Origin of the sequence: Pseudomonas sp. 57B-090624, assembly GCF_003234055.1 — a bacterium.
GTDB lineage: Bacteria > Pseudomonadota > Gammaproteobacteria > Pseudomonadales > Pseudomonadaceae > Metapseudomonas > Metapseudomonas tohonis.
The window spans coordinates 65898-84660 of record NZ_QKRU01000027.1 but is presented as its reverse complement, the minus strand read 5'-3'; the positions used below and the strand labels follow the sequence as shown (position 1 = coordinate 84660).

At 63.4% G+C, this 18763-nt stretch carries 25 protein-coding genes and 1 pseudogene; 25 read left to right on the top strand and 1 reads right to left on the bottom strand.

All coding sequences use genetic code 11. The annotated features are described in order from the left end of the window. The 22 genes and pseudogenes from DMX10_RS14830 to DMX10_RS14725 all read left to right on the top strand — a co-directional run. Window positions 1–527, top strand: a pseudogene (locus tag DMX10_RS14830) (helix-turn-helix domain-containing protein); the annotation flags it as partial. Next, a complete protein-coding gene (locus DMX10_RS14825; protein WP_111261792.1) occupies window positions 514–1293 on the top strand; it encodes a hypothetical protein in 780 nt (259 codons plus the stop codon). The pseudogene DMX10_RS14830 and the gene DMX10_RS14825, both read left to right, overlap by 14 nt. After that, window positions 1286–1498 (top strand): hypothetical protein, encoded by a 213-nt coding sequence (locus tag DMX10_RS14820; protein ID WP_111261791.1) that lies wholly within the window; start codon window positions 1286–1288, stop codon window positions 1496–1498. The genes DMX10_RS14825 and DMX10_RS14820 overlap by 8 nt, the downstream gene beginning before the upstream one ends. Then, on the top strand, window positions 1495–1761 hold the full coding sequence (locus DMX10_RS14815) for a hypothetical protein (RefSeq protein WP_111261790.1): 267 nt from the start codon (window positions 1495–1497) through the stop codon (window positions 1759–1761). Before DMX10_RS14820 ends, DMX10_RS14815 begins: the two co-directional genes overlap by 4 nt. After that, window positions 1758–2117 (top strand): Ref family recombination enhancement nuclease, encoded by a 360-nt coding sequence (locus DMX10_RS14810; RefSeq protein ID WP_256604815.1) that lies wholly within the window; start codon window positions 1758–1760, stop codon window positions 2115–2117. Before DMX10_RS14815 ends, DMX10_RS14810 begins: the two co-directional genes overlap by 4 nt. Then, a complete protein-coding gene (locus tag DMX10_RS14805) occupies window positions 2114–2416 on the top strand; it encodes a hypothetical protein (RefSeq protein WP_111261789.1) in 303 nt (100 codons plus the stop codon). The genes DMX10_RS14810 and DMX10_RS14805 overlap by 4 nt, the downstream gene beginning before the upstream one ends. Then, window positions 2406–2834, top strand: coding sequence for a VRR-NUC domain-containing protein (locus DMX10_RS14800; protein WP_111261788.1), 429 nt, complete (start codon window positions 2406–2408; stop codon window positions 2832–2834). The genes DMX10_RS14805 and DMX10_RS14800 overlap by 11 nt, the downstream gene beginning before the upstream one ends. Next, window positions 2831–3160 carry a hypothetical protein gene (locus DMX10_RS14795; protein WP_178082956.1) on the top strand — a complete coding sequence of 110 codons (330 nt, stop codon included), beginning with the start codon at window positions 2831–2833 and terminating at the stop codon, window positions 3158–3160. The genes DMX10_RS14800 and DMX10_RS14795 overlap by 4 nt, the downstream gene beginning before the upstream one ends. 11 nt (window positions 3161–3171) lie before the next feature. Next, window positions 3172–3747 (top strand): hypothetical protein, encoded by a 576-nt coding sequence (locus DMX10_RS14790; protein ID WP_111261794.1) that lies wholly within the window; start codon window positions 3172–3174, stop codon window positions 3745–3747. Window positions 3748–3956: 209 nt separating this feature from the next. Further along, complete coding sequence (locus tag DMX10_RS14785; RefSeq protein WP_021217629.1) at window positions 3957–4328, top strand: putative holin; 372 nt, start codon at window positions 3957–3959, stop codon at window positions 4326–4328. Further along, the gene (locus DMX10_RS14780) at window positions 4321–4644 is read left to right on the top strand and encodes a phage holin family protein (protein WP_111261787.1); all 324 of its coding nucleotides are present in this window, start codon (window positions 4321–4323) and stop codon (window positions 4642–4644) included. The genes DMX10_RS14785 and DMX10_RS14780 overlap by 8 nt, the downstream gene beginning before the upstream one ends. A 2-nt stretch (window positions 4645–4646) precedes the next feature. Then, window positions 4647–5435, top strand: coding sequence for a hypothetical protein (locus tag DMX10_RS14775; protein ID WP_111261786.1), 789 nt, complete (start codon window positions 4647–4649; stop codon window positions 5433–5435). A gap of 111 nt (window positions 5436–5546) precedes the next feature. Continuing rightward, on the top strand, window positions 5547–6092 hold the full coding sequence (locus tag DMX10_RS14770; protein ID WP_111261785.1) for a terminase small subunit: 546 nt from the start codon (window positions 5547–5549) through the stop codon (window positions 6090–6092). Then, a complete protein-coding gene (locus DMX10_RS14765; protein ID WP_111261784.1) occupies window positions 6064–8016 on the top strand; it encodes a phage terminase large subunit family protein in 1953 nt (650 codons plus the stop codon). Before DMX10_RS14770 ends, DMX10_RS14765 begins: the two co-directional genes overlap by 29 nt. After that, window positions 8016–8219, top strand: a complete 204-nt coding sequence (locus DMX10_RS14760) for a phage head-tail joining protein (RefSeq protein WP_021217952.1) — start codon at window positions 8016–8018, stop codon at window positions 8217–8219. Before DMX10_RS14765 ends, DMX10_RS14760 begins: the two co-directional genes overlap by 1 nt. A gap of 1 nt (window position 8220) precedes the next feature. After that, window positions 8221–9729 carry a phage portal protein gene (locus tag DMX10_RS14755; RefSeq protein ID WP_111261783.1) on the top strand — a complete coding sequence of 503 codons (1509 nt, stop codon included), beginning with the start codon at window positions 8221–8223 and terminating at the stop codon, window positions 9727–9729. 7 nt (window positions 9730–9736) lie between these two features. Further along, on the top strand, window positions 9737–11692 hold the full coding sequence (locus DMX10_RS14750) for a prohead protease/major capsid protein fusion protein (protein WP_111261782.1): 1956 nt from the start codon (window positions 9737–9739) through the stop codon (window positions 11690–11692). Window positions 11693–11769: 77 nt separating this feature from the next. After that, complete coding sequence (locus DMX10_RS14745; RefSeq protein WP_111261781.1) at window positions 11770–12123, top strand: DUF2190 family protein; 354 nt, start codon at window positions 11770–11772, stop codon at window positions 12121–12123. Window positions 12124–12125: 2 nt separating this feature from the next. Then, window positions 12126–12443, top strand: a complete 318-nt coding sequence (locus tag DMX10_RS14740; protein WP_111261780.1) for a hypothetical protein — start codon at window positions 12126–12128, stop codon at window positions 12441–12443. After that, a complete protein-coding gene (locus DMX10_RS14735; protein WP_111261779.1) occupies window positions 12440–12925 on the top strand; it encodes a hypothetical protein in 486 nt (161 codons plus the stop codon). The genes DMX10_RS14740 and DMX10_RS14735 overlap by 4 nt, the downstream gene beginning before the upstream one ends. Beyond that, on the top strand, window positions 12922–13110 hold the full coding sequence (locus tag DMX10_RS14730; RefSeq protein WP_111261778.1) for a hypothetical protein: 189 nt from the start codon (window positions 12922–12924) through the stop codon (window positions 13108–13110). The genes DMX10_RS14735 and DMX10_RS14730 overlap by 4 nt, the downstream gene beginning before the upstream one ends. Window positions 13111–13113: 3 nt before the next feature. Continuing rightward, the gene (locus DMX10_RS14725; protein WP_111261777.1) at window positions 13114–13893 is read left to right on the top strand and encodes a hypothetical protein; all 780 of its coding nucleotides are present in this window, start codon (window positions 13114–13116) and stop codon (window positions 13891–13893) included. 68 nt (window positions 13894–13961) lie between these two features. Here DMX10_RS14725 and DMX10_RS14720 read toward each other — a convergent pair whose 3' ends face one another. Next, on the bottom strand, window positions 13962–14573 hold the full coding sequence (locus DMX10_RS14720; protein ID WP_111261776.1) for a hypothetical protein: 612 nt from the start codon (window positions 14571–14573) through the stop codon (window positions 13962–13964). Window positions 14574–14720: 147 nt separating this feature from the next. Here DMX10_RS14720 and DMX10_RS14715 point away from each other — a divergent pair, with 147 nt between their 5' ends. From DMX10_RS14715 to DMX10_RS14705, 3 genes are all read left to right on the top strand, one after another. Continuing rightward, window positions 14721–15149 carry a hypothetical protein gene (locus DMX10_RS14715; RefSeq protein ID WP_111261775.1) on the top strand — a complete coding sequence of 143 codons (429 nt, stop codon included), beginning with the start codon at window positions 14721–14723 and terminating at the stop codon, window positions 15147–15149. 54 nt (window positions 15150–15203) lie between these two features. Next, entirely contained in the window at window positions 15204–15506 is a 303-nt protein-coding gene (locus DMX10_RS14710) for a hypothetical protein (RefSeq protein ID WP_111261774.1), read from the top strand. A 100-nt stretch (window positions 15507–15606) separates the two neighbouring features. Continuing rightward, window positions 15607–18759 carry a tape measure protein gene (locus DMX10_RS14705; protein WP_111261773.1) on the top strand — a complete coding sequence of 1051 codons (3153 nt, stop codon included), beginning with the start codon at window positions 15607–15609 and terminating at the stop codon, window positions 18757–18759. Window positions 18760–18763 lie beyond the last annotated feature (4 nt).

The window sequence follows — 18763 nt, the reverse complement described above, 5'->3', positions numbered from 1 at the left end:
GTGCACCCCACCCCCGCAGCAGCTGCACCCAGAACCGTAATAGAACCAAAAGAGAACCATCAAAAGAACCGCAACCCTCTTTGCCGACCGTCCCGGCCGGCCAGCGGAAGGGCAAGCGGCCGACCAAGGCTCAGAGCCAGGAAGCTGAGCTCGCTCGCCAAGAGGCCTGCAGGGCGATCTGGAATGCCTACTCGGCGGCGTACCTCGAGCGATACAGCTCCAAGCCGGTTCGCAACGCCAAGATCAGCGCCCAAGTCAACGGCCTTCTGAAGCGCCTCGGGGCCGAGGAAGCCCCGGCGGTGGCCGCCTACTTCGTCGGGATCAACGACGCCTACCTGATTCGCAGCTACCACGAGTTCGGCCAGCTGCTGGCCAAGGCCGAGGCCTACCGCACCGCCTGGGCAACCCAGACCCAGGTCACCGGGCGCACCGCCCAGCAGGCCGAGAAGACCCAGGCTAACCTGAGCGCAGCCCAGGCCGCCCTGCAGGTCCAGCGCGAGAGGAGGGCAGCCAGTGCTAACGCCTGATCAGGAAGACCAGCTGCTGGTGTCGCTGTTCGCCACCGCTGAGGCGATGGGCCAGGAGCTGACCCAGGCCGCCGGGCTGATGATGATCGACGACCTGAAGGGCTACCCGGAGCCGGTGGTGGTCGCTGCGCTGCAGGCCTGCCGCCGTGAGCTGACCGGCAAGCTCACCATCGGAGCGATCCTGCAGCGTGTGCAGGCCGCAGATGGCCGCCCTGGTCGCGACGAAGCCTGGTCAATCGCCCTGGCCGCATCCGACGAGTTCGAGTCGGTGATGCTGACCGAGGAGATCCTGGCAGCGCTGCAGGTGGCCAAGCCCAGCCTGGATATGCGCGACAAGGTCGGCGCCCGGATGTCATTCCTCAGCGCCTACGACCGCCTGGTAGAGACGGCCCGCCGCGAGGGAAAGCCGGTCAAGTGGTCGCTCTCCATCGGCTATGACCTCCAGCGCCGTGCCCTGGCGGTCGAGCAGGCCGTACTGCTGCAGCGACTTCCTGCGCCGGTTGGCCAGCAGCTGCTCGCCGACCTCCGTGAGCAAGGCGTGCCGGTGAGCCAGGACGGAGCCGCCATTGCCGGCCTGCTCACCGGTCGCACCGGAAACCCATCCCCACAGCTCCGTGAGCGCCTCCTGGAACTGAAGAAGTCCCTGGCAGAGCAGAAGGGCGCCCGCGCCCGAGCGCGCCGCGAAGAGCTCAACCAGTACGACGAACGCCTGAAGGCCCGGCACGCGGCACGGATGGCTGAAGCACAAGGAGCCGACCATGGCTGACAAACTTCGCTGGCGCCAGAAGCGCGGCGCCCCGGACTGCTGGGAAACACAGTGCGGCTACACCATCGCGCTGTGCCGGCTGCCGAACAACCGCTACACGATCACCGCCCCGGGTGGCAGCGCTCCGTTCGCCTACACCAACGAGCGCGACGACATCACCCCGCTGATCCTGGCTCACAAGCAAGCCCAGGCGGTGCCGGCATGAGCAACTTCAAGGCTGGCGATCCGGCAATCACCCTTATCGACCTGGGCCCGATCATGGCAGGCAGCGTAGTGGAGCTGGATTGCCCCATAGCCAAAGGGGACATCATCGGGCACCCGAGTGGCCGCCTGATCGCCCTGGAGAATGGATGGATCTGCCTTCACCCGCTGGTGCCGGGCAGAGTTGCCTACAAGGAAAGCGCGCTGATGCCTCTTCGTGGCGACCCTGAGCCCGAGAGCCAGAAGGCGCTGGAGGTATCGGCATGATGCATGGAAGAGCAGTAACCGCCGAGCAGAAGCGTTGGCACGACAAGCTGGTGAGCGAGGTCGGCTGCATCGCCTGTCGAAAGGACGGGCGCCTGGGCAACACCCACTGCAGCATCCACCACATCAGCGGGCGCACGAAGCGGGGCGCGCACTGGAATGTGATCCCTCTCTGCGGCCCGCACCACCAGACCGGCGGCGAGGGTGTCGCGCTACATCACAACAAGGCGCGATTTGTAGCGCGCTACGGTCGAGAGGACGACCTCCTCGCCGAGTGCGCCAAGATCCTCGCCGCCGACGGTCATGACATCCCCGCCGGCTTCCTGGCCTGGCTGGATGGCGACGAGGTGATGGCGTGAGGCGCGGGCGCGGGATCAGCCCGCTTACTCACAAGCGCCACCCGGACGGCTACACGGTGAACCTCAAGATGCACGACCCCGAGCTGGTGGCGCTGGGCTGGGTCCGTGTGGAGCAGTACCGGCAAGAGAAGGGCGGCCACGCGGTGATCGCAGAGTTCGGCACCCAGGACGGCTTCCCGTGCTGGATGTACAGGACCCGGATGGCGGATGGCAGGAGCTTCGGTGTCTTCCCCACCGCCATTGGCGCGGCCAAGTGGATCGAGCGCGAGCTGGCGCGGGAGGTGGCTCATGTCGGGTAAGCGCCTGGTATCGACCCATGCCTTCCGCCGCCCCTCCGTGGACTATGAGGGGAAGGAGCAGGCCTCCCTGTTCAAGTGGCTGGCCCTCCAGCACCCGCAGGCATTCAAGCTGGCCTACCACGTCCCTAATGGTGGCCACCGTGTCAAGGCAGTCGCCGCGAAGCTGAAGGGGCAGGGCGTGAAGGCCGGCGTCAGCGACATCGTGCTGCCGATGGCCAGGGGTGGCTACTTCGGCCTGTACATCGAATTCAAGGCAACCCCGCCCCACGACTCGCCGGTAACCGAGAGCCAGCATTCGTACCTGATGAGCGTAGAGCTGCAGGGATACATGGCCCTGGTATGCCGGGGGATCAACGAGGCGATCGAGGTCATCAACGGCTACATGGCCATGCCGCCCACCCAGGCGGTGAAGGGGTGATTCCGAAGCGTCACGGGCCAGGTAGGAGGCTGGAGGTTATCGACCTGGCGGCCTGCTCCGATTGCGCTGGGCAGGGGTGGACCAAAGGCCTGTTTCACGACCTCAAGTGCAACACCTGCGGCGCGTCGGGGATGGTGAGCAAGGAAACAGGCGAGGCACTGCCCGCCGAGGTGTTGGTTCTGCAACTGCGCCTCCGCCTCAATCAGCGGGACCGCCGGCTGGCGCAGCTTGAAGGCAGCCACCAGAGCAAGGGCGGCCCGCACGAGGATTACAGAGGAAAGAGGAACCCCGCTGGGATCGGCGGTGGCAACTGGACCGGAGATTAAGGGGGATGACCATGGTTTACGCATCAGTACTCGCTGCGGTGGTTTCCGCTCTCGCGGCAGAGACGATCGACAACACCGCCAAGCAGGCATGGCAGAAGCTCTACAGGCCTGGGCACGAGGATGGGCACGACTTCGCCACGCTGATGGGCACCGATGGAGCTGGCCTGAACCGAACCGACGTGGACTGCTGGGTATTTGCCCGTCTGCACAGCCAGCTCAAGCCCAGGCACTGGGATGTACTGGCCGCTCGGTACGGCACCCACAAGGGAAGGAAGGTGGCTGCTATCGGGCGGCTCTGCCCGCTGATCCCAAGCCACGCGCCGAAATTGTTCGTTCAGAAGGCGGTAACGGCATGGGCCATCCCGCAAATGAAAGGCGTGGATGGTAAGCGCTCGTGCGACATGATCGTGCTGCCCAAGAGCTTCTACGACATGAACACCTGGGATCTGGACGCAAGGCCCGAGCAAACTCGCCGGCGCTGGAGGGGAGACGTCCGCAAGCGCCTGGATGAAATGGTGGAGGAGGCGCTTATCGCCGCAGGGGAGATTCTGGAAGCCGAAGGGGTGCTGTTCACCGAAGCGGCATAACGGGTTGCAACCCGTGAGCGCTTGAGCGATATTAATCCCATCCTGTCGATCTTACGCGTTGCGAGGACCGACTCCGACAAAGCCCTGGCCATCCCGCCGGGGCTTTTTCGTTTCTGGCGCACAGCGCCCCATCTTGCTCTGCGCTGCTCCCCTCATCAGCAGCAGCGCCCTTGCCCCTCCCGGGGCCTTTTATTCATGGAGTGACCCACATGGCAGAGCCGAGCCTTGGAGTGCTGGGCGGCGTTGCCGCGGGCGTAACTGTCGGGGCGGCCTGGGCCGGCCTGGACCTGAACGCTGTCATGGGTGCTCTGGCTGGCTCGCTGCTCTTCGTGCTGTTCGCACCGGACCTGAGCATCTACAAGCGCATCGGCTACTTCCTGGTCAGCCTGGTTGCTGGATACTACGGTTCCGCCGAACTGATCGGGGTTGGCGCTGCTCGAACCAGTGGCGGCGCATCGTTCGTGTGTGCCGCGCTGGTGGTGACGATCTCGATCACCATCCTCGAGTGGATTCGCGGCGGGAAGATGCCGGAGTGGCTCCGGTCTCTTCTCGACCGTAGAGGAGGCGGCAGCAATGGCTGATCTATGGACCCTGTTGGCGGCGCTGTCCTGCGCTGCGATCTTCATCCGCATCTTTACCTGGCGCCACGCCGGTGAGCGCTACCGGTTCTGGATAGGCCTGTGCGCCTACGGACTGGCCCTTTGCACTGGGGGCTTCGCGCTGACCGTGCTGCTGGAGTTGATGGCCGCCAAGCCCGTCGAGCCTGTCTCGCCATGGCTGGCCCTGGTGCTGGTTTGGCTTTCGGTGCTGGTATGGCTGGCCCGGGGCAACGTGGCTCGCATCGTCCAGGTCAACTGGACCAGTCACTGGGACGGAACTGACCGCCGAAGGAATTGACCATGATCACCGTGAAGCCGACCGGCCTCGAGCAGGCCATGGCACGGCTTACGGATCTGGAGCGCAATCAACTCCCGTTCGCCACTGCTCTAGCCCTGACGCGTACCGCCCAAGTGGTGGCAGAGGACATCCGCGCCGAAATGGGTGTGGTGTTCGATAGGCCCACGCCAGCCACGCTCAACAGCCTCTACATCCAGTCCGCCACCAAGCAGAAGTTTGAGGCTCGCGTATGGATCAAGGATGGCCGCAGCGTGAACGGCAAAGGCAATGTCGTGGGCCGTGAGGGCTCGTGGGGAAAGGGCAGGGCTGCATCCACCTGGCTAACGCCCGAGATCTATGGTGGCCCACGCAATGACAAGGGCATCGAGAAGATGCTCAGGCGCAAGGGCGTGCTGAAGCAAGGCCAGTACATCGTTCCTGGCAGCAGGATGGAGTTGGATGCCTACGGCAATATCCCCAAGGGAACGCTGAACAAGATCATCTCCGGCGCCTCGCTCTTCACTGAGGAGGGCTACAGCGCCAACGCAACGGGCAGCAAGCGCAGCAGGGCCAAGGGCAATGCCAAGCGCTACTTCGTCATGCACAACGCCAAGCGTGAGCCATTCGCTGTGGCTGAGCGCACAGGCAATGGCAGGTCAGGCCTGCGTGTGGTGCTGGCCTTCGCAGGCCGCACGCCTCGGTACCGCAAGACCCTCAACTTCTTCGAGATCGCAGAGCGAACCGCTCAGCGTGAGCTGCCGCGCCAGTTCGAGCTTGCGATGGCGCAGGCCATGGCCACCCGGCGACGATAGAGAACCCCTATGGTCTTGGGTCCTCCCGGAGGGGGTGGCCTATGAGGGTAATTCGAGCCTCGCTCGACATCCATGTATGACCTTTTTTCAGGGGTTGGTTGTTGTTTAGTCATGGCCAAAAACGAAACAACCAGGCAGCCGGGATGGTTGAACAAATCCGAGATGGCAAAGTCGCTCGGCATCTCCCCGCAAGCCTTTGATAAATGGGGCGTTGAGCCAATCGCCCGTATTGGTCGTGAGGCGTTTTATCGCGTGCAGGATGTGGTCCAAAACCGCCTCGACAACGCGGCGAAGAAACACCAACCCAGCGGTTCGGATGGCGAGGTTCTCGATCCGCTGATCGAATACAAGCTGATGCAGGAGCGCCTGCGTCTCACCACGGCCCAGGCCTACGCCGTCGAGCAGAAAAACCAGGTGAACGACAAGCTGCTGATACCAGCTCCCTTCGTCACGTTCGCCCTGGAGAAAATCGCCTCGAAGATCGGCTCCAAACTCGAAACCGTCGGCAAGACCGTAAGCCGCCGCCACCCGGACATCGACGCTCGGATACTCGAAACCACGGAGCGCGAGATCGCCCTGGCCCGCAACATCGCCTCTCAGTTCGGCGACGAAATTCCGGGATACCTCGATGAGTACCTTGCAACCTTGGATCAGTGACCTCGGCAAGGCCGTACGGTTAGGGTTGCAGGGGCTGTATAAAGAACCGCCGATGACTGCGGTTCAGTGGGCCGACGAGCATTTCTACATGTCGTCCGAGTCTTCGTATCACGAAGGCAAGTGGACGACTGACCCGTTTCAGGTCGCCATCCTCAACGCGATGGGCAATGACCTGATCGCCGTCGTCAACTTCGTGAAGTCGGCGCGGATCGGTTACACCAAGCTGCTGATGGCCAACATCGGCTACAAGTTGCAGCACAAGCGCCGCAATATCGTGATGTGGAGCCCGACGGACACCGATTCCAAGGGCATCAGCAAGCGTCACGTCGATGGCCTGATCCGTGATGTTCCCGTGATCAAGGACTTGGCGCCCTGGTTTGGCAAGAAGCACCGCGACAACACCATCGAAGCAAAGACCTTCTCGAACCGCAAAAGCCTGTGGATTCGCGGCGGTACCGCCTCGGGCAATTACCGCGAGCTGTCAGCTGACGAAACGATCTACGACGAACTGTCGAATTTCGACCCGGACATCGAGGGCGAGGGCGATGCCGTCACCCTGGGCGACAAGCGCCTCGACGGCGCCACCTACCCGAAGTCGATCCGCGGCTCCACGCCCAAGAAGGCCGGCAGCTGCCAGATCAATAAGGCAGCCGAAGAGTCGCCGATCCGCCTTCGCTTCTACGTTGCTTGCCCGCACTGCCAGCACGAGCAAACGCTCAAGTTCGGCGGCAAGGATTGTGGCTACGGCCTCAAGTGGGAAAAGGACGAGCTCGGTCAGGCCACCAAAGCCTGGTACGTGTGCGAGTGCTGCGCCGAGAACTTCTACCACCAGGACATGGTGGCAGCAGCTCCGCACGGCCGCTGGATCTGCGATGTCACCGGCATCTGGACGCGCGACTCAATGGACTGGTTCGACAAGGACGACCAACCGATCCGCACGCCCAAGTCCGTCGCCTTCTACTGCTGGGCCATCTACAGCACTTGGTCGGCCTGGCTGAAGATCGCCGAAGAGTGGCTGAAGATCAAAGGCGACCGCGAGAAGCTGATCACCTTTACAAACACCACGCTTGGCGAGATGTGGGAGGAGGTGCAGTCCAAGGTCGACTGGGAAGAGCTCTATGGTCGACGCGAGGTTTGGACTGGTCAGGTTCCGCAGCTTGCCGTAGTGCTCACCGGCTTCATCGACACGCAGGACGACCGCCTCGAAGGCCGTGTTTGGGCGTTTGGCCAAGGCGAAGAGGCTTGGCTGGTTTACCGCTTCATCCTCATGGGTGACCCCGCCAGCGAGGAGCTGCAGCGCAAGGCCGGCATCGAGTTGCAGCGGCAGTTCACTCGTGCGGACGGCCTAGTGATGAAGGTTGACCGTTGGGGTTGGGACTCCGGCGGCCACTACACCGACGAGGTGTACGCAGCCAGCCGCAAGCACGGCCTGCTCTGGGTCATTCCGACCAAGGGTGCCAGCCAGTACGGCAAGCCCATCGCCAACATGCCGCGCACCAAGAACAAGGCCAAGGTCTACCTGACCGAGATCGGTACCGACAATGCCAAGGAGCTGATCTACAGCCGCCTCAAGCTGCCGGTCGATACCGCAAAGTCGCAGGCCGGCGTATGCCAGCCTGGCGTGATCCACCTGCCGGCAAACGGCGACATCTGCGACGAGAGCGAGGTCAGGCAACTCACCTCCGAGGTCAAGGTCCCCAAGGTCGTCAATGGCTTGCGCGTGCATCGCTGGGATGCCCAAGGCCGCCGCAACGAAGCGCTCGACTGCCTGGTCGGCGCCATTGCCGCGCTGCGCATCAGCCAGCAACGCTTCGGCTTGGACCTTGATGCGCTGGCTGTGAAGCCAGAGCCAGGTGGCGAGGCCGCAATCGACAACACCAAAGAACGGCCTCGCGCCAAATCCTCCTACTGGAAGAAGAACTGATGGCCTACACCCTGGAGCAGTACGAAGCCCTGAAGGCCGCCTTGGCCGGCGGCGAGCTTCAGGTGCGTTACGCCGACCGCGCCGTCACCTACCGCAGCGTGGACGAGATGATGCGCATCCTCCGCCAGATGGAAGGCGAGCTCGGCCTGAACTCCCACAACAACGGGGGAAGGCGCTACGCCTCCTTCTCGAAAGGCTACTGACATGGGCTTCATGGACAACCTGTTTCCCGGCCGTGCCGCGAAACGCGCAGAAGCTCGCCTGCGGAAAAAGAAGATCGATCTGCAGATCGATATCTTCGAGCGACGTTTCGAGGGGGCCGCCAAGGGCCGCCGCAACGACGGCTGGCGCAGCAGCAGCACCGACGCCAACGCCGAGATTGGCCCAGCCCTGGCCCGCCTGCGCAACCGCGCGCGCGATCTGCGCCGGAACAACCCATACGCGGAGCGCGCCGTCACCGGCATCGCCGACAACGTGGTCGGCGCCGGCATAGTCCCGCGCCCCATGGCGAAGTCAGCCCGCGCCAACAAGAAGCTGATGGACCTGTGGAAGGCCTGGGGCGAGGAGACGCTCTGCGACGCCGACGGGCTGGAGAACTTCTACGGCCTTCAGCACAAGATCATGGAGGCGGTGCCAGAGGGCGGCGAAGTGCTGGTACGCCGGCGCTGGCGCAAGTCCTCGGATGGCTTGCCGGTGCCGATGCAGCTGCAGGTGCTGGAGGCCGACTTCCTCGACGAGGAGAAGCATGGCCCCAACGGTGCCAACGAGATCATCCAAGGCATCGAGTTCAGCCCCATCGGCACGCGAGTCGCCTATTGGCTGTTCGATCAGCACCCTGGTGCCAACAACGCTTGGCGCACATCAACCTCTCGCCGCATTCCGGCTGAGGACGTGATCCACATCTTCCTGCCGAAGCGCCCCGGCCAAGCTCGCGGCTACAGCTGGTTCGCGCCGGTGATGCAGCGCCTGCGCAACTTCGATGAGATGGAGGACGCGGTGATGGAGCAGGCGAAGATCGCCGCCTGCTTTTCCGCCTTCGTCACTCAAGACGAAGGAACCGGTGGCGCCGGTAAGGCGCCTCCGCTCATCGAGAGGGTTGAGCCCGGAATCATCCAGCAATTGGCTCAAGGTGAAAGCGTCAGTTTCGGCACGCCGCCGACGTTCAATGGCTACGACTCCTACGCCTGGCAGGGCCTGCACGCCATCTCTGTCGGCCTGGGTGTTCCTTACGAGCTCACCACTGGTGACCTGAAGGGCGTGAACTTCTCCAGCGGCCGGATGGGCTGGCTGCACTTCGCCCGCCGGGTGGACGTGTGGCAATGGCGGATGCTGATCCCTCAGCTCTGTGTCGGCGTCTGGTCCTGGTTCATGGAGGCGCAGGCCCTGCTGCCGGGTGGCGTGCTCGAGGACGTGAAAGCCGAGTGGACGCCGCCGCGCCGCGAGATGGTCGATCCGAAGTCGGAGATCGAGGCCGTGAAGCAGCGCCTGCGCAATGGCCTGGTCACCTGGCCGGATGCCCTGCGCGAGCTCGGCATCACCGACCCGCAGGCACATGCCAAGAACATCCAGGACGCCAACGCCCTGCTCGACGACCTCGGGCTGATCCTCGACTGCGACCCTCGCAAGGTGCTCGCGGCCGGGTCGGCAGCGGCCGCCACCAACACCACCAAAGAGAAACCGGAAGATGCCGCAGACGACGAACAAGACGCATGAGACCCCCATGCTCACGCTGCGCGCCGCGGTGCGTCCGGAGACGGTCGACATCGAGGCGCGCACCGCTGAGCTGGTGTGGACCACCGGCGCCCAGGGCCGCCGCTGGAACTGGGACGTGGGTTACTACCTCGAGGAACTGGAGGTCAGCGACTCGGCCGTGAAGATGGAACGCCTCAACAACGGCGCTCCTCTCCTCAACGCCCACAACCAGTGGGAGCTGCGCTCGGTACTGGCCGTGGTTGAGAAGGCCTGGCTCGAGAACGGCGAGGGCCACGCCCTGGTGCGCTTCAGCAAGCGCGATGACGCCGACGAGGTGTTCCGCGACGTGAAGGACGGAATCCTCCGGAACATCAGTGTGGGCTACACCGTGCACCGCTACGTCCTGGTAGAGGGCGGTGACGACACCATGCCCATCTACCGCGCCGTGGACTGGGAGCCCATGGAGCTCTCCATCGTGCCGATCGGCTTCGACGACGGCGCCAAGATCCGCAGCGCCAAGACCCCGGCCGAGTACGACGGCCAGCGCTTCAACACCCTGTTCGAAACTCGGGAGGCTGCAGAGCCTGCCGCCCAACCGGCCGCCGTGGCCAACCCCCAAGAGGAAACCGAAATGACCGAAGAAGAGAAACGCGCGGCCGAAGAGCTGATCCGCCGTGATGCCGCCGAGGCCGAGCGCAAGCGCGGCACCACCATCCGCGCCATGGCCAAGAAGGCTGGTCTGGGCGATGACGTCGCGGAGGACCTGATCGCGCGCGGCGCCAGCCAGGCTGAAGCCAGCGCTGCCATGTTCGACCTGCTGGCCGAGCGTCAGCAGCAGAGCCAGCCCGAGTCCCGCAGCACCCAGCCCACCGTTGTCGCCACTGTGGACAACGGCGTGCTGACCGCCAAGCGCGGTGGGATGCTGAACGCCCTGCTGAACCGCTGCAACCCCACCATCAAGCTGGAGGACAACAGCCGCGAGTTCCGCGGCATGCGCCTGATCGACATGGCGCGCGAGTCCATCGAGCTGGTAGGTGGTAGCGTCCGCGGCATGACCCCGCAGGAGGTGGCCCGCGCTGCGCTGGGTTGCGACCGCCAGGCCGTCCGCGCCGCAGGCATGCATTCCACCAGCGACTTCCCGCTGCTGCTCGGCAGCACCGTGAACCGCACCCTGCGCGATGCCTACCAGTTGGCTCCCCAGACCTGGCGCCCGCTGGGTCGCGAGACCACCGTACCGGACTTCCGCGCCGTAACCCGCGCCGCCCTGGGCGACATCTCCGCGTTGGAGAAGGTGCAGGAGCACGGCGAGTACAAGTACGGCACCCTGAACGAAGAGGGCGCCCCGCTGAAGGTGGCCAAGTTCGGCAAGATCATCGCGCTCACCTGGGAAGCCATCGTCAACGACGACCTGGGGGCGCTGACCCGCATTCCGCAAGCACTGGGCGCTGCTGCCGCGCAGACCGAGTCCGACCTGGTCTGGGCGCTGCTGCTGGGCAACCCCAACTTCACCGACAGCACCCCGGTGTTCGACGCCGCTCACGGCAACCTCGCCGCCAGCGGCGGTGCGATCAACACCACCACTCTGGCCGCCGCCCGCGCCGCCATGCGCAAGCAGAAGTCCAAGGCCGGCGCCTTCCTCAACATCGGGCCGGAGTTCCTGGTGGTGGGCCCGGACAAGGAGCTGGAGGCCTTCCAGTTCACCAGCTCCAACTATGTGCCGGCCAAGAACGCTGACATCAACGACAGCCGCAACGCCTCGCTGACCGTGATCGTCGACGCGCGCATCACCGGTAACCAGTGGTACCTGTACGCCGCTCCTGGCGTCGTGGATACCTTCGAGTACGCCTACCTGGAAGGCGAGCAGGGCGTCTTCACCGAGACCCGTGAGGGCTTCGAGGTGGACGGCATGGAGATCAAGGCGCGCCTGGTCTTCGGTGCGGCCTGGATCGACTACCGCGGCGCCTACAAGAACCCCGGCGCCTGATCCGTCGCCACCCAACCCTGCAGGGCGCCTTCGGGCGCCCTTTCTGTTTCTGCTCCTGACCCTCCTCGAGGTGACACATGAAGACTTTCATCCAGCACGGCGACTGCATCACCGTACCGGCGCCCACCGGCGGCACTCTGTCCGGCCAGCTCCTCAAGGTCGGCGCCTTCGTCGGCGTGGCCGCCACCACCGAAGCCCAGGGCGACCCCGTGGTCCTGAAGCTCTCGGGCGTGTTCGAGCTCACCAAGATCAGCGCCCAGGCCTGGGCCGTCGGTGACCCGGTGTTCATGAACACCACCAGCCGCGCCCTGACCAACGTCTCGGCTACCGGGCTGGTGCTGGTCGGCGCCGCCACCGAAGTGGCTGCCAACCCCTCTGCCGTTGGCCGTGTTCGCCTCAACGGCGTATCCGCCCCGGCGGCCGTGGCCTAACCATGGCCTGGGCCGACATGCGCGACCGCATGCACAACCGGGTGGTCGCGCACCTCAACGACGGCACGGCCGAGTACCGGGGCCTCAATGGAGCGCCCCCGGTGCGCTGCCTGCCGGTGATCGTCGACAACAACCTGATGCAGAACGGCCCCGAGGGCCTGATGCGTTCGGACATGGTCGGCGTGAGCTGGCGCAAGCCGCTGCTGGAGACGGCGGAGCGGGGCGGGATCTTCCTGCACTGCGGTCGCCGGCTGATCGTCGAGGACGTCATCGCGGACGACGGGCACATGGTGACCGCCGCCTGCATGGAGGACGCATGAGCAACATCCTCACCGCCGTCCGCCAGGCGCTGATCACGAAGGTCCAGGGCATCACCACCGACAACGGCTTCAACACCAACCTCGGCCATCAGGTGAAGACCGGTTGGTTGAACGAGGTGCTGCCACCGAAGGGGCCGCCGCTGAGCGGGCTGCCCGAGCTTTTCGCCTTGATCCAGAAGGCACCGAACCGGCCGCCCGAGCGCGGACCAGCGGCGATCAAGGCCTACCCAGGGTTCTTCGTAATCGGCCTGGTCAAGTGCGACCTGGCCACCTACGAGGACGCCCTCGACGCCATGGAACTGGATATCTGCCAGGCCCTGCTGCCGGCATCCGGCGTGTTCCCGCAGGGATTCCCGTCGGGCGTCACCGGGCTGTCGCTGGGCGCCTCGGAGCCCTTCCCGCCAGGCGATGGCCAGCGCTACGCCGGCGTCCTGATCCCCATCCACATCACCACCATCATCCAGGAGCGAATCCGCCGATGAGCACTGAAAAAACCGTGCAGCTGGTCGAGGTAGAGCTCGCCGGCGAACACACCCACAAGGGCGTCGACTACGGCGTCGGCGCCAAGATCAAGGTCACCCCCAAGCAGAAGGACTTCCTCGAGGAAGCCGGCAAGCTGAAGGGCTCCGCAACCAAGGCCACTCCGGCCGCCACTCAGGAAGCCTAAGTCATGGCAATCGAGAAAGAGACGGTCGTCATCGGCGGCTGGTTGAAGCTGCGCCCTGCTGGAAGCTCCATCCCGTTCCAGAAGGTGGGCCTGGTGTCCACCATCACGCACGCCACCGAAACCAACACCCTGACTCTGCCCGATACCACCACCCCCCAGGGCGGCGAGTACGACAGCCTGGATCGCGCAACCGGCGTGACCCTCACCATCAACTTCCGCGAGATCTACTCCTGGGTGCTGGCCGCCCTGGTGTGGGGCGACGTGAGCGCCGTTGCCGCAAGCACCGTGACCGGCGAAGAGCACGTGGCCACCGTCGACGGCACCATCGCCCTGGCGAAGCTGCCGCTCTCCATCACCGGCGTCAGCAACGCGGCCGGCACCACCGACTTCGACGAGTTCGACGACTGGGTGATGACCGGTTCCGGCCTTGAGCCTGTCGCGGGTGGCGCTCTGGAGGATGCCATCAAGGCTTCCCCCTCGGGCACTCCCTACGTGGTCAGCGTCGACTACTCATCGGCCAACGAGGACGTGATCGAGGCCCTGACCAACAGCGGCCAGACCTTCGAATTCCTGTTCGAGGGCGAGAACGCCGCCGGTACCCAGAAACGCGTGATCGCTCGCTTCTGGCGCGGTCGCCTCAACCTGGCCACCACCATGGACTGGATCAACACCGAGGACTTCGGCGGTTTCGAAGCCACGGCCAAGATCCTGCAGGACCCGACCAAGGTCGGCGCCGGCAAGTCCAAGTACTTCCACATCCGGAAGGAAAAGGCGGCGGCCTGATCGGCGGAAACGAAGAGCCCCGCTCAAGGGCGGGGCTTCGGCTTATGGCATTCGACGCTGGTGTTCTGCTACTCGATGGGAAGGCGCTTGCCCAGGTAATCCAGTGCTTCCTGCTCAACGGCTGTGACGGTCTTCCCAGTGTTAACGATAGCCCTGCAGGCAAGCAGCAAGCTTCTGGTCGTTGATGCGTTTCCGCGCGAAGCGACCTTCCCGGCGGAGACCTTGAAGCCATGCAGGCTCGGCGCGTCGAACGCGTAGAGCAGCTCCCTGGCGGCACTTTCATCGATTCGGAAGTCGCGCGTGAGCACCTTGAGGAAGCCGGCTATGACCTTCAGTTCGGGCGCCCTCACCTGGCCATCAGCTTTCGCGACATAGAGGAGAACCTTCAGGGCGTCCGGGTGATTGCGATACAGCAGGTCGAGCGTGTACCTCAGCGTCTGCTTGTAGTTCGACATCAGGTGCTCGTTGATATTGCTTACCACCTCGCCTGTGTTCGCGTTTACGCAGGAGAGCACCCTGTCATACCGGAAAGTCCGGCGCTGCTCGCGCAGATGGCAGAGACCATCCATTTGTTCTTCGTCGAAGTCTGTTACGGATACTCCGCGCTGGGTGATCTCTCCGCCGAAGTCCTCGTAGCAGATGGTGAGCGTCGTGATTGTGTTCGGAGGGCGGTTTGACATTGGCTGTCCCTGCCATTCAGTGGGGATCTGAATCTATCGGTCACAGTAGCGCGCTGTGAAGATGTGGTTTTGAACAGTGCACATGTTGCTCTGTGAGCCTGTAGATCAGCTCTGCTACATTCCTGTCAAATCGAACAGGAGAGCACCATGTTTGCGGGTAGGTCTATCAAGGAATGGATTGGATTGGCCGCGTTCGTGGCTGTTGGGCTTTTCGCAGTGAAGGCCTATTACGGTTCTTCGGGGACCATTCCCGTGACTACTGAGCCTCACGCGGCGCCGATTGATGAGGCTGCTCTCAGCAAATACAGCCGCGCCAACTACCCTCGGACATATGAGGTGTGGGGGGATGAGGGTGTAGAGCGGATCAAGGAGCGTGAGATAGCAGCCGCAAACTATGTCGCTAGGTCGGGTCAGTGCGATCGAGTCACATACGTAGGGCTTTCGGAGAACGAGAGCTCTCCGCCTGATGAGGTCGTGGTTTACGTCGACTGTGAGAATAAAAACAGGTTCTACGTTGGGTCCTACGAATTGACCAAGGAGCCGTGGTTCCTGAAGGTCCGAAAAAAGATCCACTGACCAATGCACACCACAAACCCGCTTCGGCGGGTTTTTTGTTTTCTGGAGGAAAGAATGTCGGGACAGTCTGGGCTTGTGGCCCACAAGTTTGGCGGGCACGAGGTCATCGTGCGCGAGCTCACCGTTGCTGATGTGCGAGCACTGATGGGGCGCGCCCCGGACAACGACCTTCTCGGGGCGGTGCTTTTCGAGGAGATCGCCCTGGTGGACTTGCCGGTCTTTACCAACCTGACCGCCGAGAAGATCGAGCTGATGCGACCCAGCGAGCTGCGTCAGGTGATCAGCGCCTGCAAGGAGGCCAATCCGGATTTTTTCGGAATGCTGGCCCGGCAGCAGAAGCGCATGGAAGCCCGGTGAGGCAACTCGACTCCCTCATCTGCGCCCTGGTCCGTATCGGCCACCACGATGTGCTCCGGTATCCCTGGGGTCTGTTTCTCAGAGCCTTGAAGGTTGATAAATGACTACCGAGATCGAATTTCGGCTGACGGCCGACCTTGATTCGGCCGTGAAGGAAGTGGCCGGCTTCCGGAAGGAGTACGCCGAGCTCGTCAAGGCAGTGGAGAAGCCGCTGCGTCAGGTGAATGCCTTTCGTGCTCTGGAAGATGGCCTGGAAGCCATGGGCAAGGCGACTGCCGAAGCCCGTGCGCGGGTGCGGGAGCTTGGCGCTGAACTGATCCGCACCGAGTACCCATCCGAGCAGCTGCAGAACTCCTACCGCGTCGCTACAGCTGAGCTGAAGAAGCTGGAGCGCCAGGAGGCCGTCCAGGTAAACCGCCTCCGGACGATGCAGAAAGAGCTGAAAGAGGCTGGCGTCGACACGACGAACCTCGTTCGTGAGCAGCGCCGCCTAGCTCAAGAGCTGACCACCAACCTTTCTGCGGGCCGGGCCGATGCTGCCCGCAATGGGATTCGCGCCCTCGCCGCCGAGCAGAAGCGCCTGCAGGTGGTCCAGCGTCAGAACACTATCGATGCTGCGCGCGCCGACTTCGGCGTGAACCGTGCCCGCGAGGCAACGACGGCCATTCAGAAGCTGGAGCAGCAATTTCGCCTTCTCAAGGCGTCGGGAACCCTGACCGCCAACGAACTGGCCATTGCTCAGCGGAACTATACCAATCAGGTGGAGGAGGCTCGTCGAGAGCTGGCGCGCCTGAATGGCGAGCAACAGAAGGGCGCCTCGAGTCGACTGTCTGGCGTCTCGCTTGGGCAGTATGCCGGCCTTGCTGGTGCTGGGCTTGCTGCAACACAGACCTTCCGTGCCTACGTTCAGGCAGCTGACAGCGTGCAAAACATGAACGCCCAGCTGCGACTGGCAACATCGAGCCAAGAGGAATTCAACAGAGCCCAGGAAATCACCCGGGAAATCGCCACTACGAACATGGTTCCGCTCGAAGACACCGTGAAGCTCTACGCGCGCCTGAATGTGCCGCTCAAGGCCATGGGCCGGAGCCAGGAAGACACTGGGAGAGTGATCGATATCGTTGCGAAGTCGCTGAGGATCAGCGGTGCTTCTGCGAGCGAAGCATCTTCCACGATCCAGCAATTCTCCCAGGCTCTGGGCTCTGGGGTTCTCAGGGGTGAGGAGTTCAACGCAGTTTCGGAGAACTCGCAGCGTCTTCTGAAGGCTTTGGCTGATGGAATGAAAGTCCCGGTCCAGTCTCTGCGCGATATGGCGTCCGAGGGAAAGCTGACTGCCTCTGTGATCGTTGATGCCTTGTTGCCGCAATGGCAGAAACTCACCGACGAGGCTCAGCAGCTTCCGCAAACCGTGGGCGGTCAATTCGTGGTGCTGAAAGACCGCATAAATCTGGCGCTTGGTGGTGTTAAGACCAAGCCGCTGATCGATCAGATGAAGGAGCTGGGGGACACGATTAGCGAGCCGAAGACCGCTGAGAATCTGAACACGATTGGTGCCGCCTTTATCCGCCTCGGAAGCTGGGGGACTATTGCGCTATCCAATGTGACCGAGGGAATCAACGGTGCGACCTATAGCGTCGCTCGCCTCTTTGGCCAGATTTCCGAGGTAGATCGCGCGGAACAGGAGATCCGCAGGCTTGAGAACGCGATTGAAGGGGTCGGTGTGCTGGATCTCCTGTACACCGACGATGAGCTTAAGAAGAAGCTGAAGGAGTGGCAGGACTACCGCGCCAAGCTCATCAAGGAAATGACTGGCTCTACGGAGGAAGAGCGAAAGCTCCAGGAGCAGCGCAATGCCGACGCCAAGGCCGCAAATGCCGAGTACATGGAGGAGCTGCGCAAGTCGCGGACCGAGGCGGAGGGCGAGCGGGCTGAGTTCGTCAAGGGACTGGAAAAGAACATCAAGGCTCAAGAGAAGCTGGAAAAGGATGCTCTGACCAGGCTGGGCAAGATTCGCGATGAACGGGCCTCGATCGAGAAGAAGTACGCCGATGCTCAGACGGCTCTCAGCGGCGCGCCTGAGGCGAAGAACACCTACGGCACCGCCCAGCGCTTGAAGGTTGCTGCCAGCCAGGCCCTGCAGAAGGGTGACTTCACCACGGCGAAGAAGCGGGCCGACGAAGCCCTGAAGGTGATCCTCGCCATCGAGGAGGCCGGGGGCAACACGCTGGGGCTTCGCGGCTTCGCCAAGGAGCTCGAGAAGATCGAGCTCGCGGCCACTGACTTGGAGAAGGCCAAGGCCGACAAGTCATTGGAGGAAATCCGCAGCAAGATATCCGACCTGCAACAAGGCCTGGATGAGCTGAAGAACGTCCAGATCACCGTGACTATGTCCGACGAGGAGGCCAACAAGGTCCTGGCGAAAATGCAGGACCTGGCCACCAAGGCCGGGAAGATCTTCCAGTTCCAGCTCAACCCGCTGGTTACCGGTACGGATCAGCAGCAGGCCATGGCGCTGCAGGGTGACAGCAAGGTGTCGTTCCCGACGGAGGGCGATACCACCAAGAAGGAGGCGGAGAAGCTCGGCGCTGACGTCAGCAAGGAGATGGTCGTCGAGCCGCAGCTCAAGAAGCCGCAGGCGTTCCAGGACGGGACCAGCTTCAGCCAATTCCCTCCGACCGAGGTGACGCCCGAGCTCAATGCAGAGGCCGCCACTGTCGTGCAGAGCCAGATCGCCACGCTGGCGCAGCAGTTCCAGCAGCAGCTCACGGTTCCGGTTACGCCGGTACTGGAGAAGAGCGGGAAGTACTACGTCAGCGCTGACGGCACGGGGTACAGCCAGTTCCCGGAGGGCTATGCCGCCGGCGGTTGGACTGGGCCTGGCGGGAAGTATCTGCCTGTGGGTGTGGTTCATGCCGATGAGCACGTGCAGCCGAAGGAGGTGGTCAACGAGCCAGGTGCGCTGTCATTCCTGGAGACCATCCGACGCAATGGCTTTCAGAACACGATGTCTTCGCTTACCGCCAGGCTGCGCAGAGGGTTCGCCGAGGGAGGCCTGGCAACCGCCGGCACCCGTCCTAACATACCGCTGATCTCGCCCTCGTCGCTGGCTGGCTCTGGCAATTCGCTGGCCGACTACGGTTCGCTTCAGATCAACCTGCCGGACGGAACCTCGTTCCCGGCCATGGTGCAGCACGACACCGCCAAGGAAATTCGCCGCCAGGCACGTATGCGCGGCAAATCCTCTACCCGATAAGGAC